18 protein-coding genes and 1 riboswitch are annotated in these 21,794 nt (G+C 56.8%); of the genes, 9 read left to right on the top strand and 9 right to left on the bottom strand.

Going from position 1 to position 21,794, the window contains the following annotated elements; all coding sequences use genetic code 11:
* Positions 1-15: 15 nt before the first annotated feature.
* Entirely contained in the window at positions 16-198 is a 183-nt protein-coding gene (locus RN346_RS12475) for a CsbD family protein (RefSeq protein ID WP_263586502.1), read from the top strand.
* Positions 199-288: 90 nt separating this feature from the next.
* Here the strand turns inward: RN346_RS12475 and RN346_RS12470 are convergent, their stop codons facing one another.
* The 5 genes from RN346_RS12470 to RN346_RS12450 all read right to left on the bottom strand — a co-directional run bounded on the left by RN346_RS12470 (position 289) and on the right by RN346_RS12450 (position 9,420).
* Positions 289-1,959 carry a hypothetical protein gene (locus RN346_RS12470; protein ID WP_311961281.1) on the bottom strand — a complete coding sequence of 557 codons (1,671 nt, stop codon included), beginning with the start codon at positions 1,957-1,959 and terminating at the stop codon, positions 289-291.
* A gap of 256 nt (positions 1,960-2,215) precedes the next feature.
* A complete protein-coding gene (locus tag RN346_RS12465) occupies positions 2,216-5,257 on the bottom strand; it encodes a glycoside hydrolase family 2 TIM barrel-domain containing protein (RefSeq protein WP_311961280.1) in 3,042 nt (1,013 codons plus the stop codon).
* A gap of 259 nt (positions 5,258-5,516) precedes the next feature.
* A complete protein-coding gene (thiC, locus tag RN346_RS12460) occupies positions 5,517-7,397 on the bottom strand; it encodes a phosphomethylpyrimidine synthase ThiC (RefSeq protein ID WP_311961279.1) in 1,881 nt (626 codons plus the stop codon).
* 37 nt (positions 7,398-7,434) lie between these two features.
* Positions 7,435-8,103, bottom strand: coding sequence for a thiaminase II (gene tenA / locus RN346_RS12455; protein ID WP_311961278.1), 669 nt, complete (start codon positions 8,101-8,103; stop codon positions 7,435-7,437).
* 86 nt (positions 8,104-8,189) lie between these two features.
* Positions 8,190-8,338, bottom strand: a riboswitch (TPP riboswitch).
* Positions 8,339-8,469: 131 nt separating this feature from the next.
* A complete protein-coding gene (locus RN346_RS12450) occupies positions 8,470-9,420 on the bottom strand; it encodes a LysR family transcriptional regulator (RefSeq protein ID WP_311958422.1) in 951 nt (316 codons plus the stop codon).
* A gap of 111 nt (positions 9,421-9,531) precedes the next feature.
* Here RN346_RS12450 and RN346_RS12445 point away from each other — a divergent pair, with 111 nt between their 5' ends.
* The 5 genes from RN346_RS12445 to RN346_RS12425 all read left to right on the top strand — a co-directional run bounded on the left by RN346_RS12445 (position 9,532) and on the right by RN346_RS12425 (position 15,816).
* A complete protein-coding gene (locus RN346_RS12445) occupies positions 9,532-10,968 on the top strand; it encodes a sodium:solute symporter family protein (RefSeq protein WP_311958421.1) in 1,437 nt (478 codons plus the stop codon).
* A gap of 178 nt (positions 10,969-11,146) precedes the next feature.
* Complete coding sequence (locus RN346_RS12440; protein ID WP_311958420.1) at positions 11,147-12,442, top strand: FAD-dependent oxidoreductase; 1,296 nt, start codon at positions 11,147-11,149, stop codon at positions 12,440-12,442.
* Between the two features lie 347 nt (positions 12,443-12,789).
* The gene (locus tag RN346_RS12435) at positions 12,790-13,248 is read left to right on the top strand and encodes a GNAT family N-acetyltransferase (RefSeq protein WP_311958419.1); all 459 of its coding nucleotides are present in this window, start codon (positions 12,790-12,792) and stop codon (positions 13,246-13,248) included.
* Positions 13,249-13,928: 680 nt separating this feature from the next.
* Positions 13,929-14,792: a restriction endonuclease gene (locus RN346_RS12430; RefSeq protein ID WP_311961277.1), complete on the top strand. Its 864-nt coding sequence runs from the start codon at positions 13,929-13,931 to the stop codon at positions 14,790-14,792.
* Between the two features lie 169 nt (positions 14,793-14,961).
* Complete coding sequence (locus RN346_RS12425; protein WP_311961276.1) at positions 14,962-15,816, top strand: hypothetical protein; 855 nt, start codon at positions 14,962-14,964, stop codon at positions 15,814-15,816.
* 95 nt (positions 15,817-15,911) lie between these two features.
* Here RN346_RS12425 and RN346_RS12420 read toward each other — a convergent pair whose 3' ends face one another.
* From RN346_RS12420 to RN346_RS12410, 3 genes are all read right to left on the bottom strand, one after another.
* A complete protein-coding gene (locus tag RN346_RS12420) occupies positions 15,912-16,166 on the bottom strand; it encodes a Txe/YoeB family addiction module toxin (protein ID WP_311961275.1) in 255 nt (84 codons plus the stop codon).
* Complete coding sequence (locus tag RN346_RS12415) at positions 16,163-16,414, bottom strand: type II toxin-antitoxin system prevent-host-death family antitoxin (RefSeq protein ID WP_311958415.1); 252 nt, start codon at positions 16,412-16,414, stop codon at positions 16,163-16,165. The genes RN346_RS12420 and RN346_RS12415 overlap by 4 nt, the downstream gene beginning before the upstream one ends.
* Before the next feature lie 147 nt (positions 16,415-16,561).
* Positions 16,562-18,097, bottom strand: coding sequence for a Na+/H+ antiporter NhaC family protein (locus RN346_RS12410; RefSeq protein WP_311961274.1), 1,536 nt, complete (start codon positions 18,095-18,097; stop codon positions 16,562-16,564).
* A 441-nt stretch (positions 18,098-18,538) separates the two neighbouring features.
* Between RN346_RS12410 and RN346_RS12405 the strand changes: the two genes are divergently transcribed.
* Positions 18,539-19,753 carry a GGDEF domain-containing protein gene (locus RN346_RS12405; RefSeq protein ID WP_311961273.1) on the top strand — a complete coding sequence of 405 codons (1,215 nt, stop codon included), beginning with the start codon at positions 18,539-18,541 and terminating at the stop codon, positions 19,751-19,753.
* Between the two features lie 37 nt (positions 19,754-19,790).
* Here the strand turns inward: RN346_RS12405 and RN346_RS12400 are convergent, their stop codons facing one another.
* Positions 19,791-20,279 carry a TspO/MBR family protein gene (locus tag RN346_RS12400; protein ID WP_311961272.1) on the bottom strand — a complete coding sequence of 163 codons (489 nt, stop codon included), beginning with the start codon at positions 20,277-20,279 and terminating at the stop codon, positions 19,791-19,793.
* A gap of 140 nt (positions 20,280-20,419) precedes the next feature.
* On the opposite strand from RN346_RS12400, the gene RN346_RS12395 reads away from it, so the two are divergent.
* Positions 20,420-20,641, top strand: coding sequence for a VF530 family protein (locus RN346_RS12395; RefSeq protein WP_311961271.1), 222 nt, complete (start codon positions 20,420-20,422; stop codon positions 20,639-20,641).
* Positions 20,642-20,744: 103 nt separating this feature from the next.
* On the top strand, positions 20,745-21,779 hold the full coding sequence (locus tag RN346_RS12390; protein WP_311961270.1) for an alpha/beta hydrolase: 1,035 nt from the start codon (positions 20,745-20,747) through the stop codon (positions 21,777-21,779).
* Positions 21,780-21,794 lie beyond the last annotated feature (15 nt).

Genomic DNA, 21,794 nt, shown 5'->3' with positions numbered 1-21,794 from the left:
TTAGAGGTAATCATCATGTCAAATTCAAACGAAGACAAAGCGAAAGGTGCCGCTAACAAGGCCGCTGGCAAAGTGAAGGAAGCCGTGGGTAAAGTCACCGGCAGCGACAAGACCGAAGCCAAGGGTCACGCTCAGCAGGCCAAGGGCGAAGCGCAAAAAGGTAAAGGTGAGCTGAAAGACGCCGCCAAGAAGAAGTAACGACATTCGTCAGGATATTAAACAGGGGCCCTCGGGCCCCTGTTTTGCTTTCTACACCAAGCGTTCACGAACCGGGCGTTTCAAACCCACTCAATCGGCCATATCCATGGCAAAGCTCGTTTCAAGCCCTTCATCACCGACCGATACCCGCACTTCCAGGCTGTCGTATATCTCCCCGTAGTGTTTGAGCTGAGCGATGTCCTCTTCCGAGACGTCCTCCTGCGGCGATTTGATCAGCAGATCCGCCAAAGCCGTGTAAAGATCACCGGTCGCGAAGATATTCAGCAGCAGGTCGTCATCGGCGACCGGCGCCTGTAGTCCGTTTGTCAGCGTTGACGGGTCATCGAGGCCAACGCCCAGGGCCAGCGCCGATTCCGACATCGCCGCGTAAAGGGTCGATACCTGCGCAGGCAATTGGCGGCTCTTGAGTCGCCGGGGTTCGCCGTCAGGCATGAGCGATAGCTCGCTGAGTTCGGGCAAAAAGGCGGCGGCGTTTTCCAATAGCGTCATGGGATTCGATGACGCCAGGGTCAAAAGCCCCGTGGCCATGGGGCCGCCCTTGGCAAGGTAGAGCCGGTCGATACGCGCATTGAGCCCGGAAAGCGCCGGGGCAATCATCATCGCCATCGGGTCACTGGTCAGCGCGCTGGTCTCGTCCCACAGGGTGTTGAGCTGCTGGAGGTCGTCACAGCTAAACGGCGCCTCGCGAATTTGGCGCGCGTAGGTGTCCACGAGCTCCAAAAGCACCGATAGGTCGAGCCCCAGCCCAAAGCTTGCCAATCCATCCCGCTGGCCGAGCCCTGGCACCGGCGTCACCAACCGGCGAAGGTCACGCACGACCTCCTCATCGGTTTGCACGATCAGGTTGACCTCCGAGCGGCCTCGTAAATCGTACGCGCGCGAGCCCACCGTCAGGCCGGGAAAGCGCCCGGTCAAGCGGTCGATATCGGTCTGGCAGGCGGTAAGGTCCAGCGGCTCTTCACCGAGGGCGTCGAGTAGTGCGCGCGTCGCGGGATGGCGGGGCGAGCCGAGTTCACTCAACACCCGCGCGGTACGGATTTGCCCCGTACCCAGCGGCGTGAAGCCGTAGCGGCGTTCGATCTCGGCAATCTCGCCGGACTCCTCCATGCTTTCATCCGGCAGGCGCTTGCCGAGTATCTGAGCGAGCAGCTCGTCGCTGGCATCACCTGGTATCAAGGAAACCAGCGCCTGGCCGTCGACGATGGCGAGGATGAGTTCGACGTCGTCTTCCGGTGTGATCCGCCAGTAGTCGGTGCCCTCGACGCGGCCGATGCGCGGCGTAAGCCCCGCCCGCTCGACCACTCGCTCGAAGGTGTCGCGAAACGCCGCGTCGTCTTCCAGCTCGAAGCGCATCACCGGCAGAATGCCCAGCCCGTAAAGCGCGACGTTCGGCGACACGTTGATACCGCGGGCGTGAACGTCCTCCAGCGTGTCAATGTCCTCGAACTCTTCGCCGAGTGCGATCACAAGCGACAAAAAGGCCTGCGCCTGCTCGTTGGGTTCATTTCGCCTCTGCTCGCGAAGCGCCTCCAGATCCCGCTCGAGCCCGTCGCCCAGCAGCATCGTGCGCTGATAAAACGCGAACACCTCCTGCTGGTCCAGCGTTTCCCGCGTGGCCATGAAGTAGGGGGCGTTGGCCGGAATATAGCCGAGCAAATCGGTCTCGGCGGCCTGAGCATCGAGGCTGGCGCCGCCAGCCAGCAGCGCGAGAGAGGCAAGCAGCGATGTTTTTTTAATCATATCGAATCCACTGGCGTGTACACATTGGCTCATGGGAGTAGCGGTTTAAAAGCATAACCCGCCTAACGTACGGGAGGGGCATGCGCCATTAAAAAAACGCCCCCGACCGCGCTAACGATCGGGGGCGTTTGGTGTAGCGCCTGGCGCTACACAGCGACTCTCTTTTTCATCGCCTGATGGCACAGGCAAACCGTACCTGACGAAAACGGCCCTTGCCCGGCAGGGCAAGGGCCGCACCTATCCGGCGCCTCAGGCCTTAGTTCGAGATCACGTCGTATCTTTCACGCCGCAGGCCATCCGCCGCGGTGACCACGATGGCACCGTCCTCGACGGTGACCTGGTCGTCGTCACTCACGGTCTCAAGCTGCGCCGCGACTTCCTCGACGGACCGGGACCCCGCTTGAATCGTTTTGGCGCGATAGTCGATCTCCACCTCGTCGGAGTGGATCAGCCCGCCAAGAACGGACAGTTCTGTCAGCCCCTTGTTCTGGAACGGTTCTCCACCGCGCATCATGTAGTAATCGGAGCTTTGGATAGTGACACGGACGTAGCGCGCAACCCGGTCAATGTCGTCCTCCGTCTTTCCGGTTTCCGTTGTGTCGCGTGTATCGATGACCGGCTCGTAGGTTTCGTTAAAGACCGCGAAGCTGCGCTCTTCCTGCGGGGCAGTATCGATTTTGTACGTCAGCAACCCCGTGCCTTCAACCGAGGAGGACGGATCAAACCAGCTCGTCTCGACGGTATCCACATAGTACTCGGACCCAAGGTCGACCTTGATCCAGGCGGGTATTGGCAGGACGTCGCGGGTGTGCCAGTAACCGCCTTCCGACATGTCAGTCACGAAGTCCGCTTTACCATCCACGGCAAAGGTCGCCGGGCCGTCCGGCAGGCCGCGACCAACGCCTTCGCGGTTGGCCTGAACGCGTCGCGCGACGGAGAGCGCGCCTTCGTCGATGGTGTAGGTGCGCCGGTCCCCATTCTGTGCCACCACGTCAAAGGTATCGTCGACGGACAGCGGCGCGTCACCCGCGCGATCGCCGAAATCGAAGTGCGCCCCGAAAGGTAGATCGAACAGGGTCTGCATGTCGTCGACGACAGTGTCGTAAGGCAGGTTCAGTACGCGGTCCTGAATACCATCGACGGCGATGACGCCCGATGTCAGCAGCGTGTCGTCGTTGGTGACCAGTTCCCACTCTGCCGTATCCGTCATGGTGTCACCATCGACCTCGGCGACCACCTCGACGCTGTTGGTGCCAGAGGCCAGCTCGAGGTCCCAGGTCAGACGGCGGCTGTCAGGGGTTTCGACGACACCCATCGACTCACCGTTCAGGAAAAGCTCGGCCTGCGGCAGATTCGAATAGACCTTGACCGTGGTATTGCCGCGCTGACGTTCGATGAGTCGCTTGCCGGTGAGATGAAGGACCGGATCCTCGCTCCAGTTGGCCTGATACCAGTAGAAGGCATCCTTGCGTGTCTCGCGGTCGCGCGTCACGAGGCCCTTATCGTTGATGCCGGGAGCTTCGCCTTCGTCGCGGCCGTCGGAGGCGAAATCGAACATCGCCCAGACGAACGTGGACCAGAGCCAGGGCCGCTCCTTCATCTGGAGGTAGGCTTCTTCGTGGTAGTTGGCCTGATAGGTTTCGGTGTGGTCCTGCTGGAACGGCGTCTCGGACTGGATCGAAGGGCCGGCACCCGCGCCGTACTCGCTGACCCCGATGGGGAGATCGGGCGCAGCCGCATGCAGCTCATCCAGCCAGGCACCCAGATCGCCGGTCGGATTGCCGTAATACCAGCCGAAATAGAGATTTTGGCCGACGGTATCCGTGACGTTCATTACCGCCTCATCGGGGCCAAGACGCCCCAGAACGGCGGCGGTCGTCGGCCGCGACGGGTCTTCGGACTTGGCCAGCGCGTTTAGCTCGGTCAGCAAGGAGGAGACGTCACTGTCGCTTTGCAGCGAGACCTCGTTCCAGATACCCCAGACCGCGATCGAGGGATGGTTGTAGTTCTGGCGCACAAGCTCCTGCATCTGCTGCCGGGCGTTCTCGGCATAGGCGTCGGTCAGGTCGACCTCGCTGATCACCGGAACCTCCGCCCAGGTCACCATCCCGAATTCGTCAGCCAAATCATAGACGCTGCGGCTGTGCTGGTAATGCGCCAGGCGGACGGCATTGGCACCGAGTTCGTCCATGATGTCGAAATCGCGGCGCTTCTGCTCCTCGGTTGCGGCAAATCCGCCGTCTTCGACGTCCTGATGATAGCTGACGCCGCGCAAGGGCACCGATTCACCGTTCAGCAGGAAGCCTTCCTGCGGGTCAATCCTGATCTCTCGGATGCCGAGCGGTTCCGTCACCTCGTCCAGTACGTTTCCTTCGGCGTCGGTCACCGTGGTGACGACGCTGTAGAGATAAGGATCCGCCCGTCCCTGCCACAGCCGCGGCTGATCGATCTTGAGATCAAGCACCTGCTCCTGCTTTTGCGCCGCGGCCAGCGTGACGGAGGTCTCACTCTCTGCGACAACCGTGCCCGTATCGTCGCGCGCCTGGGTACGCAGGGTAACGGTGGCGTCATCCGCACCGTCGTTGGCCAGTTTGATCCGAGCCTCGACAGTAGCCTCCTCCGGGCTGATGTCCTGGGTCGTCAGATAGACGCCCGGGCCGCCGGAATCGGTTAGATCGACATGGACCGGTGCGACCTCGACCAGGGCCACGTCGCGGTAGAGCCCACCGAAAAACGTGAAATCCGCATCGATCGGGGCGAGCCGGTGTGGGGCGTTGTTCACCTGGATCACGATACGGTTTTCGCCCGGCACCAGATCATCGGTCACATCGAACCGGAATGCGCTGTAGCCGCCGGCATGGGTTCCCACACTCGTGCCGTTGACGAAGACCTCGGCGATCTCATTCGCCGCGCCGACCTGCACGAACACGCGCCGGTCGCCCAGATCATCGGTGACCTCGAACGTGGTCTGGTAGAAGCCGTCGCCGCGATAATAATTATCGCCGCCCTCGCTGCCATCCTGCGCGTTCCACGTATGGGGTAGGTTGACCTGCGTCCAGCCATCGCCTGTCGCCGTCGCTGTATCGTCGGCGGGATCGACGTCATCGGTCGTGAACTGCCAGTCCGGCAGCGGCTCCAGGTGGCGGGCAGCGTCCGGATTGCCGATCGTCTGCGCCATCGCACCGGTGCTCGATACGCCAAGCGCCAGGGTGGTCGTCATAAGCAATTGCCTCAGCACCGGCCGTGAGGCCGCCTGCTGAGGCGAGGTCGTGAGACGACCGATTTGTGGGGTACTCATTGTTTTTTTCCTGTTCACGTAAGGCTGAAAGCTCTTGTTAGCGTTATAAGGCCATGCTTTTCAGCAGTTCGGCTGCTAGCGTGCTGCGACGTATTCTTTGCCTGGGCACATCGTTACAACGATTTGATTCTGCAAAAGATACGTCACCCGCTGGTAACGTTGCATGCGGTCACAAATTGGTCAAATAATTTGGACGAAACTACTCCATTGTTCATAAAAGGAGAGTGAGCCCGTCCATTAGCAAAATCGCCGTCACGCTCTATACCTCTTGGTAAAGCTCGCTGCCTGTCTGGCGAAACTTCTCCGCCTGCTCTTCCATGCCTTGCTGAGCATCAAGAAGCGAATCGCGATCCTTATAGGTATCGCGCACCTCCTGGCTGATCTTCATCGAGCAGAACTTCGGCCCGCACATGGAGCAGAAGTGCGCCACCTTCGCTGAATCCTTCGGCAGCGTTTCGTCGTGGTACTCCCGCGCCGTGTCCGGGTCCAATCCCAGGTTGAACTGGTCTTCCCAGCGGAACTCGAAGCGCGCTTTCGAGAGCGCGTTGTCGCGGCGCTGCGACGCCGGGTGCCCCTTGGCAAGATCCGCCGCGTGGGCGGCAATCTTGTAGGTGATGATGCCCGTCTTCACATCCTCCTTGTTGGGCAGGCCCAGGTGCTCCTTGGGAGTGACGTAGCAGAGCATCGCGCAGCCGAACCAGCCGATCATGGCAGCGCCTATACCGGAGGTAATATGGTCATAGCCCGGCGCGATGTCCGTGACCAGCGGCCCGAGGGTGTAGAAGGGCGCCTCATCGCAGTACTCGAGCTGCTTGTCCATGTTCTCCTTCACCAGGTGCATGGGCACGTGGCCCGGACCTTCGATCATCACCTGCACATCGTGCTTCCAGGCGATATGGGTTAGCTCCCCCAGGGTTTTTAGTTCGGCCATCTGGGCTTCGTCGTTGGCATCGGCAATCGAGCCCGGGCGCAGGCCGTCGCCGAGGGAAAACGCCACATCGTACTGCTTGCAGATCTCGCAGATCTCCTCGAAGTGGGTATACAGGAAGCTCTCCTGATGGTGGTACAGGCACCACTTCGCCATGATGGAGCCGCCGCGGCTGACGATGCCGGTAACCCGATTCGCAGTCAGCGGCACGTAGCGTAAAAGCACACCGGCGTGAATGGTGAAGTAATCCACGCCCTGTTCCGCCTGCTCGATCAGCGTGTCGCGAAATACCTCCCAGGTGAGGTTTTCCGCCACGCCGTTGACCTTCTCCAGCGCCTGATAGATCGGCACCGTGCCGATGGGCACCGGCGAGTTGCGCAGTATCCACTCGCGGGTTTCGTGAATGTTCTGCCCGGTGGAGAGATCCATGATGGTATCCGCGCCCCAGCGGATGCCCCAGGTCATCTTGTCGACTTCCTCCTCAATAGAAGAGGTTACCGCCGAGTTGCCCAGGTTGCCGTTGATCTTCACCAGGAAGTTGCGCCCGATGATCATCGGCTCGCTTTCCGGGTGGTTGATATTGTTGGGGATGATCGCCCGGCCGCGGGCCACTTCGTCGCGCACGAATTCGGGGGTGATCTCCTCGGGTATGCTGGCGCCAAAGTTCTGGCCACGGTGCTGGTGGCCTAGAATGCGCTCAACTTCCGCCGTTCCAAGCGCCTGGCGGCGCTGATTCTCACGAATGGCGATAAACTCCATCTCCGGGGTGACGATCCCTTGGCGGGCATAGTGGAGCTGGGTCACGTTCTTGCCTGCTTCCGCCCGGCGTGGCGTGCGCTTGAGATCAAACCGCAGCTGGGCAAGCATGGGGTCGTTGGCGCGGCGCTTGCCGTACTCTGAGGTTAAACCCTCGAGAAATTCGGTATCGCCGCGCTCCTCGATCCACGCCCGGCGCAGCTCAGGAATCCCCTGGCGCAGATCGATCTGCGCAGCGGGGTCGGTGTAGGGGCCGGAGGTGTCGTAGACCAGCAGCGGCGGGTTTTGCTCATCCGCGCCGCTGGTGGTGGTCGGCGACAGGGTGATTTCGCGAAACGGCACGCGGATATCCGGGCGCGAGCCTTCGATGTACACCTTGTTCGAAGCGGGCAGCGGGGCGATAGCGGCGGCGTCGACCTGGGCGGTTTCAGCCAGGAAGTGTTGAGTGCGGCTCATGATCAGACTCTCTCGTTATGGTTTTTATAAAGGCGTATCAATCGGCCAAATCCAGACCCATCTGCCAGAAATCAATTTCCAGGCGCGTGGCGTCGCGAAATATCTTCGTAAGCGCTTCAAAGCGCGCCGGGGTGACATCGGCCAAGCGCGTATTCAGCCACTCAAGCTCCGCGCGCATCGCCGCCTGAAACTCCTCGCCTTCGTACATGGCGATCCAGGCGTCATACGCGTTATCGCCGCCGCGCACGGTAGTGCTCTGGGCGTTCAGCCAGTTGGCAATTTCGCCGTAACCCACCAGGCACGGGGCCAGCGCCACGTGAAGGTCCAGAAGGTCGCCGCGGCTGCCGGTATCCAGTACGTAGCGGGTGTAGGCCATCGTTGCCCGCGCCTCGGGAAGCTTCGCCAGTTCCTCCTCCGAGATGCCCCATTCGCGGCAAAAGCCGATATGCAGCCCAAGCTCCACCTCCACGATCGCTTTCATGCCCTCATGAGCCTGGCGCAGGTCGGCAAGGGTTGGACTCTTGTAGGCCGCCAGCGCGTAGGCACGGGCAAAGTGAATCAGAAACAGGTAGTCCTGCTTCAGGTAGTGGCGAAAGGATTCTTCAGGGAGCGTGGCGTTGCCCAATTGGCGGACGAAATCGTGCTCGATATAAGCGCGCCAGTCGTTTTGGCACGCGGTGGTAAGGTCGGTGAAGCAGTAGCCCATACATCCTCCGGTGGTAGAGATCCGAAGGGTAGGCGAGAAGATCGAGAAAATGGCGCGGAAGTGTGGCGTGAAATGCACAGAGATTGCCGGCGCCATCGCTTGATCCCTACGCCGGTACCCGCGCTTTTCAAATAAGCGCATTAGCCGGATCAGGTTCAGCGGGACCAGCGCTTGGAAGCTTGAAGCTCGCCCTGCGCCATCTCAGCCGGATTCACCGGCACCCCGTCAAGCAGTTGTCTGGGGGAGTCTAGGGGGCGATCAGGGAGGATGCAAGGGGCGTGAACGAGGCAAACAATCAATAAGCCGGGGGCTGGCTAACGTTGAAGCGCATCTACCATTTACCTTACGGTCCTGTGCCTCAGCGGTTCAGGGAGTCACTGTGTTCCAGGGAGAGGCTGACTGTGCAAGCGTTTGCCAAGCGGTGAGGTTCGCGTGTAAGTAAGGCAAAAACCCTTGGCACTGACGTGACAAGGCGTGAAAGCGTGACGTTACGACCGCAATATCCAAGTCGATATGGGGCGCAAATGGCACCATGGTGACTTGGCAATCCCGGCGTTTAAGAAACCCGTGAGCGGTAACGGGATCCACCAGCGCGACGCCCAGCTCTTCATTGACTAACGCAATCGCGGAAGAGAAGAGATGGACCTCAAGGCCACGGCGAAAGGGGACGTTGGCTTGAAGGAGTACGTGTTTAAGCTTGGCGGTACTTTGATGATTCTCATCGAGCGTAATCAGGTTTTGACCGTAAAGTTGCTCGGGAGAAAGCTCGGCAAAAGAGGCGAGTTCGCTCGAGGTAGGCACCGCTAAATGCATTCTGAGTTGGTACCGGGTCATGCTCAATTCCGGAAGATCACTCTCTGCCTCAATGACCCCAAGATCAAACTGTCCTTCGGATACCCACTCGGCAATTTTGGGTGTACTGAAGGTTTGCAGCGACAGCCGGCTAGCTTCGTGTTCTGCCAGATAAGCCGAGGTTGTCCGGGGTATCACGGTTGGCGAGAGGCCGGGCATGCAGCCGATGGTGAGTTTGCCGGAGTGCCCTTGGCCAATGAGATCCGAAAGCTCTTCTAAATGCCTGACCGAGGACAGCACCTTATCCACGCCCTCGGCCAGATGTTTGGCCTCAGGGGTCAGCTCGGTTCCGTAGTGGTTGCGTCGAAAAAGTAAAAATCCTGCCTCCTGCTCAAGGTTAGCGATAGCCGTGCTCACAGCAGGCTGAGTCAAATCTAGGCGGCGTGCGGCTTTGGAGAGACTGGCGGTGCGGGCTACTTCCTGAAAGATCTGCAACTGGCGAAAGCTATAGCGCAGTTTCATCATCGTTGGCTCAAGATTTTGTTTATGAGTTCATAGTCATCTTTTAATTGTATTTATATCACAGTGAAAGGATGCTGAAAGACTCATCATAAAAGAAACAACGAAGGTGATCTCATGAACCTGGTCGATCTGCTCGGTCTACTCCTGTATTTCGCTATTCTTATCGTGATTGGCTACCGCAGTGCGAAAAAAGTCTCCAACAGTTCTGATTTCGCGGTCGCGGGCAACAAGATTATCTGGCCGATATTATTCGCTACCCTTGCCGCTTCCTTTCTGGGCGGGGGCGCCTCCATGGGGCGAGCGGGCAAAACCTTCGAAGAAGGCTATGTCTTCATGTTTGCGGCCTCAGCCTTCCCGATTGCAACCGTGCTCGCTGGGCTCTTCATCGCGCCACGTTTGAAGCGCTATATAGGCGCTCAAACGGTCGGGGACATCATGGCCTATCACTTTGGTGCTAGCGCTCGCTTGTTTACCGGCATTTTTTCACTGATCTTTTGTGTCGGCATTTTGGGCGCACAAGCGCTGGCGGTGGGGACCGTGTTTCACATGATCCTTGGCATCGAAGTGTCCACGGGTATTCTCATCGGCATGGCGGTAGTGCTTATATACTCCACCCTGGGAGGAATGTGGGCCGTCATCCAGACCGATGTGGTGCAGTTTTTGATGCTGGCGATTTTTTTACCTCTCACCATGTTGATCGGAGTTCACGACCTGGGGGGGCCGGCGGCATTGGTAGAGCGTCTCCCCGAGGCACACTTTAGTCTCATGGGGGACTATTCGATCGGCATGTTCATCAGCATTTTTGTCGCCTTCCTGTTGGGTGAAACGCTGGTCCCCCCATATACCCAGCGCGCCCTGTCAGCACCGGACTCGCGTCATGCCAAAATTGGTTACTCCTTGGCGGGCGGCTTTGGCTTTTTGTTCTACTTTGTGAGCGCCACGATCGGCTTGGTTGCACTGGTGCTTTACCCGAACATATCACCGGATCAGGCTATGCCCGCACTGATACGTGATGCTCTGCCTGTGGGGCTGACCGGCCTAGTGTTGGCGTCGCTTCTTGCAGTGGTCATGTCCACGGCCGACTCCTACCTGAACTCTGCGGCGGTCATTTTCGTCAGCGACATCTACAAGCCATTTATTGAGCCTGAGGTAAGCGAAAAACGTCGCCTATGGATTGAGCGGCTCGTGAACCTGGTGATCGGTGTCGGGGCGGTGATCTTTGCGCTTTACGCAACGTCCATCGTCGATGCGCTGCTACTGAGTTACTCCCTGTGGGCGCCGACGATCCTGTTGCCTTTCGTTTTCGCAGTGCTGCTCAATTTGCGCTGCGCACGCTCGGCAATTGCCGCCATGTTGGGGGGCGCCTTGATCACCACCTTATGGAAGTGGGGGCCGCTGGATATGCAGGGCATGACGGGCTTGACTGCGCTCATCGCTGGGGTCATTAGCAACGTGGTCGTGTTCACACTGGTGTATCGCTTTTTCCGCCAACCGCCTATCGACTCGGCGGCTAGCCAGATCCGGCCTGATGCCTCGACACCCACCCAATAAGGAATATTGCCATGACCTTTTATGCCTTCGCCTTGTATGCCGCAAGCCTGATTTGCGTAATCGCTGCCATCGGTGTCGGGATTTCCGCTTGGCGCTTTTACCGCGATAACTAATCGCGCGTCACGCTGACTCACGCCCCTGAACGATCAACGCTCAGGAGCGTATAAGGAATTTTGAAATGACAAACATCGCTGTAATTGGAGCGGGCAGCGTGGGACTATCTGTATGCGCTTCTCTGATTGAGCGCGGCCACCAGGTGCACCTGTATGACCCGAGAGCGCCCGGAGAAGGAGCCTCTTTTGGCAATGCCGGCATGATTGCCAACTACGTCACGGATCCATTGGCCAGCATGGCGACCCTGCGTAGCCTTCCTCGTGAGCTGACGCGTGCGGACGCTTCGCTCTCGATCGACCCGCGCTATGCATTGCCACTGATGGGCTTTGGGCGGCGCTTTTTAAGCGCGGCGACCCCAACACGCTTTGCTCGCAACAAGGCAGATTTGCTGTCGCTGATCAAAAATAGCGTGACTGCCCAGCATGCACTTCTCGATACGCTGGATGCGCCGACGCTGTTTGCCGACAGCGGGTGTCTACAAATTGTACGCAACGATGCCAGTGCGGCGCAGGGGATCGAGCAAGCCGCTGCCAATAAGCGCCGCGATGGTCTTGACTGCCGGGCATTAACCGCCGAGGAAGTCCGCGAGCTGGAGCCTGAATTGGCCGCCAAGGGGCTGGAAGGCGCGCTTTATTTTCCCGCTACCCGCCACCTTAAAAACCCATTGGCGGTGACCCGGACTCTCTATCAGTGTTTGGTGAGCCAAGGGCTTCACTTTCATCGCGCAGAGGTGACTCAGCTAAGCGCCCAGCGTGATGGTGGGTGGCAGCTATCGGTCAACTACCCTGATATCGACAGCGCTGATGCCGGCAGCGGTAAGGCTCATGTCGAGCAGGTCCAAGTCGATCAGGTCGTGCTGTGCGCGGGGATGGTCAATAATCGGCTGTTAAAAGCGCTGAATATAAAACTGCCCGTGGTCAGCGAGCGTGGTTACCACATTCGTCTGGAAACACCGGTCGCCCTGACACGTCCGGTGGGCTGGCTGGCGCACCACTTCTACGCTACGCCCATGGAGGGAGGCGTGCGAATGGCCGGCACCACCGAGTTCAAGACCGCTAACGCGTTGCCCGACGAGCGACGCTGGGAGCAATTGCGCCAGTGGGGAGGCGAGCTCTTCGGCCAGCCGGTTACCCTGGGGGAGAGCTGGTTTGGAGTGCGTCACTCGACGCCGGATGGTTTGCCCGCCATCGGTGAATTAGCCGAGCATCAAGGCCTCTACCTGGCCTACGGACACGGTCACCTGGGCTTGACGCTGTCGGCTCATACCGGGCAACTGATTGCCGATATGGTCGATGGCAATGAGCTTCCGCAATACGCGGCGAATCTGTCGCCTGATCGCTTTACCGGCAGCAAACGCTGACACGCATCCAGCTGCGCAGCCTCCCGTCTTAAAGCATGCCATTATTAATGAGAGGACGTTGCGTCTGTCCATTATCAAACGCGCCGTTGAGCATTGAGTGTTCAACGGCGCGTTCATTTGGCACGCATCTATAAAATGGCTCGTTTAGCCTTGAACGCCTTGATGTATTGAAGCGACGCTGTAGATGCCATGAAACTGCCGTCAAATTTGCTTTGTCTCTTTGATAATCGATGGGGTAGATTTATTTGAGGAGAGTATCACGTCAATGAACTTGCCAGGCGGTTCACTCCAATCGACAAGCTCGTCGTATCAATCATTATATGGCCCCATTAAACCAAGGAGTCGCTTTGGATATACGCATTGATGATTTAAATAGTCCCGAAGTGATCAGCTTGATAAGCGAGCACCTTGCATCAATGGCCCCCACGGCACCCGCCGAGAGTCGCCATGCGCTCGACCTTGAAGGGTTGCGCGGCTCCAACATTACCTTCTGGGCGGTATGGGACGGCTCGCAGCTGGCAGGCATCGGCGCGCTAAAACGCCTGTCTCGAGAGCATGGAGAGATCAAATCCATGCGCACGGCAAAAAGCTACCTGGGGCAGGGCGTTGCGTCCCGGTTGCTTTCACACATCGTCGATGAGGCAAAAAAGAACGGATATGTTCAACTGAGTCTGGAAACCGGTTCGATGGATTATTTCGAGCCAGCAAGGAAGCTATACGCCTCGTTTGACTTCAAACCATGCCCACCTCTCGAAGATTATGTAGAAGACCCGAATAGCGTATTTATGACCAAACATATCGCCTGAATCAGGTTCAGTGGGAATAACGAACATCCAAAAGACACGCTCTGCGCCATCTCTGGTGGATACCATTGGCCCTTCGATAAGCAATTTACTAGACGAGTTTAGGACGGTGGAGGGAAGTACAAAAGAGTGGTTAGCGTTGCTACGAGTTAATTTAACTAATGGGACATCAATACTCATTATCAAGGCATGTTGCGACTTGGGAGCATTGACATTGAACAGCGATAACACAACGTGCTGGGAAACCTTCTATCGCGCCAATCAAACGGGAGCCGCCTCACCGCTGTTAAGGCGAGCTTTGTTCTCAGTGCGAGCGCTATAACGTTTTATCCGCAAGGTAGCCAGGACCCTATCCATTAACTTCATGGAGGCATCCTTTTGCATGAATATTTTATTTGTATTTATATACAGTATTATTGAGAATGGCAAATCTTGCCAGCACGCGAATTTTGGATAATTAGCCAAAATTTGCTTTGCTAGTAATAGAATCAATAAGGTAGATTTGATTAGAGAGGCTAGATAACCTCAATGAACGCGCCGGCACGTTCATTAGGGTTATGCGGCCGACTATGTAATCACTGTTAGGGCTTATGCACATGCTCACACCAATGATGGTTCAGTACTTGGTTGGCCTTTGCTGCTTAAGGCACGACCCAAAAGCTGTCGATGTCACGATCGGGAACATGGTCTTGGATGAAGCTGCCGGCAAAGAGCGTGATGTCGATGTGACGGTCACCGTCACTGACTCAAACGGTGAAGTGTCTGCTTTTAAAGCCTCTGAGGTAAAACACGAGGGTAAGCCCCTGGACGTAGTTGCGGTAGAGCAGCTCATTCTGAAGTTGGCTGACATGCCTAGAGTTACTCACAAAGCTATTTTTTCAACTTCTGGATACACCGATGGGGCTCAGGCCAAGGCAAAGAGACACGAAGTAGATCTATACAGCATGCTGCCTTGGGATCGTCCAATAGCAGAAAATTTCCCAGACTTTCCTGGAGTTGGAACACCCGGCGAATTTTTGGCTCACTTTCAAAGTAGCTTGTTATATTGGGCTGAGTGGCAGAGCTATTTTATTTCTACTACCGGGCCAGAGTCTTTCTCGTTCGGAGACGAAACGCCGCTGTTCTCGCCTGAGGGAAAGAAGCATCAGCAGTATTCGACGATGCTTGATTACTTGAATGAAGTATTGATGCGATCTACAGGGCTCTTATGTACGCAAAGTCCCGCCAGTAATGTGCTTAAGACCTTTCCGTACAATATGTACAATGAAGCGGAGGGTTATATGACTGGGCCCGCTTGGCCGCATACTCATACGCTTGACCTGTCAAATGACGAGGTTTATCTGAGATTGGAAGGACATGCCCCGTTCCGCTTGGATTCCGTAACTATTTCAGGTCACTTGCAGTGGCGTAAACGAGTTATCGAACCACAGTTCCATATCTTTGAACGTGTCAGTGACCAGGCGATTTTCGCGGGTGCGGCAGTAGCTGACTATGGTGTTGATGATGGGCGTATGTTAGCCATGATTTTTTCCAGCCAAGGGGCGTGAAGTCGGAATTCACCGTTTTCAGATACCAGAAAAACAGAAAAACTTGATCCGTGGTCTTAAGATACATACACCGCCCTAACAATCGCAGGCACAGCGACGGCTTTTTCATTGCGGCTGCGCCTTCATTACAAAGCCGCGCATGCTGCGGGCGTTAGGAGTTCTTATCAAAATGGTTCCATACATCCAAGAAACCTTAAATTTTCTTGATAAAACGGATTTTAAAATCAATTATCCGGACATTAATCACGTCATTCTGAAGGAAGAAAAAGACCGAGAGATACATATGGCTTTTGCCTGTAACTTTTCTCAGAACAACCATTTAAATAAAAATGAAAACTTAAAATTTATAATCACATTTTCAATGCTCGATGTTTTTGCAGATACGGTTAATCCAGAAAGCGAAGGAAAATCGTTCAGGCAGAAATATCAGAGTCTTCCAAAAACGAATGACTACGAGATAATATTCTCTGGTCTATATCGAATAGCCAAAGTCATTCGAAATGCTATGGTCCACAACCCTAATGGGATAGATTTTGATCATAATAAGCTTTGTGTTAAATATGTATTCAAAAGTACAATGTATTCCATGACATTATCCAAACGAGTATTGGATGACTTTTACACATTAATAGTTATGTATGTGAAAGGTGACCTTGGCAAGGGTGAGTATTTTTTAGCTCTAGCAAGAGAGATATATGAGAGAATCGTGTCTAACTTACAAGGCTTCTCGGATGACCTACCAGGTTTATTACCTTTACCGGATGGGAAACTTAAAATCAGGTCTGCGCGCAGAGAAATAATAATCAATCCTTTATTCGAAATTGAGGATTCAACAATATCATTCTCAGAATATAAAATTGACTTTCCAGAGTGGGCAGGTGCAGATTTCTCCATTGAGATAGATGGAGTCAGGTTGCTCATACCTCAAGAAGCCCTTAATTCAGAGAATAGAATATCTATCTCATCGGCCAAAAGGGACTGGGAAGCCATCAACGTATTCCCTGTTGTACCAGAAAACCTCTAACAAGTGCTTCAAATGGGACGCCTACGGCGCCCCTTAAGCAGCCGTTATACACAGCCCGAAACCAAATGAATAGAAGGTCGACTACTAATTATTAATCAATAATGATACCGAAGCTGCGCAATTAGCAGTGCATCGTCCGCTACCTTATAAACGATCCGATGCTCATCGTTGATTCGCCGGGACCAGTAGCCCGCAAAGCCATGCTTGAGCGGTTCGGGTTTTCCAACGCCCTCAAACGGCTGCCGCTGAATCTCCTTGATCAGCTTGTTGATCCGACCAAGAATTTTCTTGTCGGTTTTTTGCCAGTACAAGTAATCTTCCCAAGCATTCTCGGCAAAGACGAGCTTCACTCAAGTAGCTCCTTTTCCTGGCCGCCGCCTTTTTCCAATTCGTCCATTGCGTCCATCAAGCGTCGCGCGTTATTAGGTGAACGTAGTAGATAGGCGGTTTCCTGTAACGCTTCGAAATCTTCCAGCGACAGCATGACCACTGAAGGCGCTTTACTGCGGGTGATGATGACAGGCGAATGGTCTTCGCAGACCTGCTCCATGGTTTTGGCCAAGTGGCTTCGGGCGGCGGTATAACTAATAGCATCCATAGTGATTTTCCTGTACATAATGTTGTACTGTACGAATTATTGTACGTTTATGAGCGACAGGCAATGACTTTTTACTCACGCAGCTGCTTCAACGCCCGCCAGAAGTTTTGCGCCGGGCGCTTGATCAACAAACGCCCGGAGTAGGGGTTATCCTCTGTACTGGCGCTGCCCCAACCGCCCCAGCGCCATCAACACCCCAAACTGCACCATCAGCCCCGCCACCAGAAGCACCCACACCGACTCCACCACCATCGAGGCGATATACAGCAGCCCGCTGATGCTCGCAGGCACCAGCGCGTAGGGAATTTGCGTGCGCACGTGGGCGATATGATCCGAGCCCGCGAAAATCGAGGCCATCACCGTGGTGTCGGAAATCGGCGAGCAGTGGTCGCCGAAGATCGAGCCGGAGAAGATCGCGCCGATGGCCATGCTGACCAGCGCCACGTCGCCGCCGGAAAGCTCGAACGCCAGCGGCACGGCAATCGGCGTGAGAATCGCCATCGCACCCCAGGAACTGCCGGTGGCGAACGAGATCACCATGGCGATCAAAAAGATCAGCAGCGGCAGAAGGGCGGGCGAGAGCCAGTCGCGGGTCGCATCGATCACGTGCTCGCCGGTCCCCAGCGCTCCGGTGACGGTGCCGATGCTCCAGGCCAGCACCATGATCACGAGCGCCGGCAGCATGGTGCGAAACCCGGCCAGCAGCGTCTCTTCGCAGTCCTTGAGCGTCTGGCGTTGGAAAAGTGCCATGATCATGCCGGTCATTACCATGGCGAAGGCCGCCCAGGAAAGCGCCACGCTCACGTCGGTATTCTCCAGGGCGTCCATCACGCTTGCCCCTTCGGCGCCGCCGCCGGTGTACCAGAGCCCCCAGCAGGCCACGCTAATCAGCACCACCAGCGGCAGCAGAAAGTGCCACAGCCGCCCGCGGCCTTCGGGCACTTCGCCCAGGTCCGCATCCACGTTGGAAAGCGGGGTATCGCCGGGGGCGACTAGCTCACCGGTCTCCTCGGCGCGGCGCTGGGCTTTTGCCATGGGGCCGAAGTCCCCGGCCAGCAGAATCATGGGTATTGAGGCCAGGCAGAGCAGGGCGTAGAAGTTCCAGGGAATCGACAGCAGAAAGAGCCGGTAGGGCTCCGCCGAGGCGAAGCTTAGCCCCACGAGTGCCCCGGCAATCAGCGAAACCTGATAGCCGATCCAGTCCGACACCGGCCCTAGGGTAGCCATGGGCGCGGAGGTCGCATCCATCACCCAAGCCAACTTCTCGCGGGACTGGCGCTGGCGCGCGGTCAAATCGCGGGTGGCGTTGCCCACGATGACCGAGTTCACGTAATCATTGAAGAAGATCACCATGCCCAGCGCCCAGGTGAGCAGGAGTGAGGTCCGGCCCGAGTGAATGCGCTTGGCCAGCGCCCGGGCCAGTGCCTGGGAGCCGCCGGTGCGGTGCATGAAGGCCGCACCCGCGCCCAGCAGCGCCACTAAAACCAGAAAACGGGCGTTCCACTCGTCGGTCATCACCTCGGCGAACCAGTCGAAGGTTTGCCCCACCGCGGCGATGGGATTGCCCGCCACCAGCCAGCCGCCGATCCAGATACTGACGAACAGCGAAACGTTGACCCGCCGGGTGGCAAGGGCCAGCACGACCGCCACGATGGGCGGCAGTAAGGAGATAAAAGCTTCCATGCGATGGTTCCCTGTCATTATTGAAGTATTGGTATTGTTAGCATGCTAAAGCTTTCTGGTGCAAAGAGAGGGATTAAAAAAACAATCGAAAGGCATTGTTTTGATACAGGTTATAACGGCGTTTACGGCATCTTTTAAAACGCTTTTTTGATTCGGGAAAGGGCGTAGAAAATAACAGCGTGAGAAACGTATTCCAGCGCCGTGTTTCCGGATAAGATTTGACTGAATATAGTGGCAGGCCAGGTATCGTGAGGACATGCACCTGTCATCAATCAAGGGTTCAATGAGCCGTTAGAGCTCAGCTCAATTTGGCTTTACGTGTAGAGCGGTTAAAAAATCGCACAATGTAACGCCATGCCACGCGCCGGGTTCAGACGCTTTTTTTAAAGCGCCATGCGCCGCGAACGGCGATAAAAGATGGCAGCGTTACGGGGAGGGGGTTTGGTAATAGAAGAAGATCGATATCGCATCCATCGGCTGACGGGGCAGCTTTGCGATTCTGACCTGGAGACGGCGTATCGCCACTCCATTCAGCAGCGCCTGAGTAACGAGTACAGCCTGGCGCTGGGCATTGGGGCGTTTATCTTTGGCATCTACGTGCTGTCGGATTATTTTCTGCTGGGGTTAGCGCTCGAGTTTTTTCTGCTGTTGGCCTTGCGCCTTGCAGTCGTGAGCACGTGCTTACTGATCGCTTTCAAGATTCGGCGCGGTAAAATTGGTGTGGATGGATGGTACACGCTACCGCTATGGCTGCTTGCGACGGGCATTATTTTGATCGTGCCCCTGCGTCCCGAAAGCTTTTCTACTCAAATCATCGCGGCCGTCGTTGCGGTCCTGGGGTTCTATCTCTTTATTCCCAATCGGCTTACCGTGGTCACGCTGGTCAGCCTGTACCTGACTAGCGGCTTTTTGGTGGCGTTGGTGGCGTTCACGGACGCTAATCTGGTCGATGTTACCCGCACCGCAATTTTATTGTTGACTGCCAACATTATCGGGTTTTCCACCCTGCTGCGTATGGAGAGTCTGCAGCGCGTGCAGTTTGCGCTGCTCAATAACGAGCGCGGTCGAAACCAGGCGCTAAATGAGGAAATTATAAGCCGCAAGTTGCTCGAAGAGCAGCTGCGCACGAGTGCCGAGCGCGATGCGCTGACGAATCTCAACAATCGCGGTCATTTCATGAAGCTGGCCGGCAAAATGCTGCAACGCTCCCAGTCCGGCCAGGCACCCTTCAGTTTGTTCATGATTGACGTGGATCACTTCAAACGCATTAACGATACCTGCGGACATTGCCATGGCGATAAGGTATTAGCGGAAATTGCCGAGGTCTGCGAAGAGTCCCTGCGTCCAACGGATGTGATTGGGCGCTTTGGGGGCGAGGAGTTTATCGTGGCGCTGCCCAATACCAACCTCGATGACGCGCAAAAAGTGGCCGAGCGGCTGAAAAGGGAGGTGTCCAACCTGTCACTGCCGGATGAAATGGGAACGCAAAGCCCCAGCGTGACCATCGGCGTCGCGGCCGCCAACGCGGAAGGGGAGAACCTCGACGCCTTGATCAAGCAGGCCGATCAGCTGCTGTACATTGGCAAGCGCGCCGGCCGAAATCAGGTCGTGGTGGGCCGCGATGGCGGCGGCCCAAACGCTGATGAAGCGGTGTAATACCAGGTCGATAGGGCTTTTTTAGCTGTGTGCAGCGTTATCCAAACACCTGCGGGTTGAGCTGCCACACGCTCCAAGTCAATGCGCAGGCCAGGCTTACCCAAGCCAGGTAGGGTATCAGCAGCACACCGGCCAGTGCCTTGAGCCGCCAGAACATCACCAGCGTCACCAGTATCAATACCCACAGTGCCACTGTGCCGATGAATGAAATAGCGCCCAGATTCCAGACGAAGAACAGCCAGCTCCACAGCGCGTTCAGTGCCAGTTGCCCCACGAATACGGTTAACGCAGGCCGCGCACCGCGCTCGCGCCAGGCAAGCCAGGCGGCGATGCCCATCAGGCCATAAAGCGTTGTCCACATCGGCCCGAACAGCCAGGCCGGCGGCGCCCAGCTGGGCTGTTCGAGCGAGGCGTAAAAGTCGGCCGCGTTGATGGACGCCACGGCGCCGATGGCGGCGGCGAGATAGGCCAGCCCCAGCCAGCCGATAAGGCCCAGAATCTGTTTCTTGCGGGAGAGTGTGCGCATTCGTGTATCTGCCGATATCAGGGAAAACGGTTTCAATCGTAGTGCAACCTGTCGAACTCGGCCACGGGCGGGTCTGTTAAAGTATGAAACCGGCTGCCCGGCCTGGCAGGGCGCTTGAAACCGATACGGAGAGTAATTCGATGAACCCGCCACAGCCCAATAACCCGCTTCACGGCGTGACCCTTGAAACGATAGTCACCCGCCTGGTCGAGCACTACGGCTGGGAGGGCTTGTATAAAGAAATTCGCGTCAACTGCTTCAACAACGACCCCTCCGTTAAATCATCGCTCAAGTTCCTGCGTAAAACGCCGTGGGCGCGCGATAAAGTGGAAGCGCTGTATATCGATACGTTCAGGGGGTAATGTATTGTGTCGGGTTTCTAAATGGGGGCGTTTTAAGCGCATTTCTTTCAGGCTTGCCATACTCATCGGTGCTACCCCATTCATGGATGAGAGGATATTCCCAATGGCAAGCCCCACCTTTTCCCGCGCGCTGCTGGCAAGCGCTATCGGTGCCACCCTCGCAGTAGGCACGAGCGGCACCGCTTTTGCTGACAATACCCCCACTTATGACGGCGAGCTTTCCGGCTTCGAATACGCCTACCCGGTCGAGCGCTTCGAGTTCAGCTCTCAAGGGCAGGACATGCAGATGGCCTACCTGGACGTTGCGCCTGACGAGGGCAGTGCCAACGGTCGCACCGTGGTGCTGATGCACGGCAAGAACTTCTGCGCGGGTACCTGGGAAGGCACCATCGAGGCGCTGGTCGAGACGGGCTATCGCGTTATCGCGCCGGATCAGATCGGCTTTTGTAAATCCACCAAGCCCGCGCACTACCAGTTCAGCTTCCACCAGCTGGCGGCCAACACCCACGCACTACTCGACGAGCTGGACATTGAAAACGCCACCGTCATGGGCCACTCCATGGGCGGCATGCTCGCCACGCGCTTCGCGCTGATGTACCCGGAGCACACCGAGCAGCTGGTCATGGTCAACCCGATCGGTCTCGAGGACTGGAAGGCGCTCGGCGTGCCGTACCAGAGCATCGATGAGGGTTATCAGAGCGAGCTGGAAACCACCGCCCAAGGCATTCGCGAGTATCAGCAAAGCACCTACTACGCGGATACCTGGGCGCCGGAGTACGACCGCTGGGTCGAAATGCTGGCAGGCATGTACGAAGGCGAGGACGGCGAGCGCGTGGCCTGGAACCAGGCGCTGACCTCGGACATGGTCTTCACCCAGCCGGTAGTGTACGAATTTGGCGAGCTGGAAGTGCCTACGCTTCTGCTGATCGGCGAGCAGGACAACACCGCGATTGGCAAGGGTCGCGCCTCACAAGACGTGCAGGCCACCCTGGGCCATTACGACGTGCTGGGTGAGCAGGCCCGCGATGCCATTCCCGAGGCCACGCTGGTCGAATTTCCCGAACTCGGCCACTCGCCGCAGATTCAGGCGCCGGCCCGTTTTCATGAAGCGCTGCTCGAGGGGCTAGCCGTGCAGTAAACTACCTTTGCAGTA

This window comes from Halomonas sp. PAMB 3232 (genome assembly GCF_031954225.1).
GTDB lineage: Bacteria > Pseudomonadota > Gammaproteobacteria > Pseudomonadales > Halomonadaceae > Vreelandella.
This window is presented reverse-complemented; position numbering and strand designations above follow the sequence as displayed.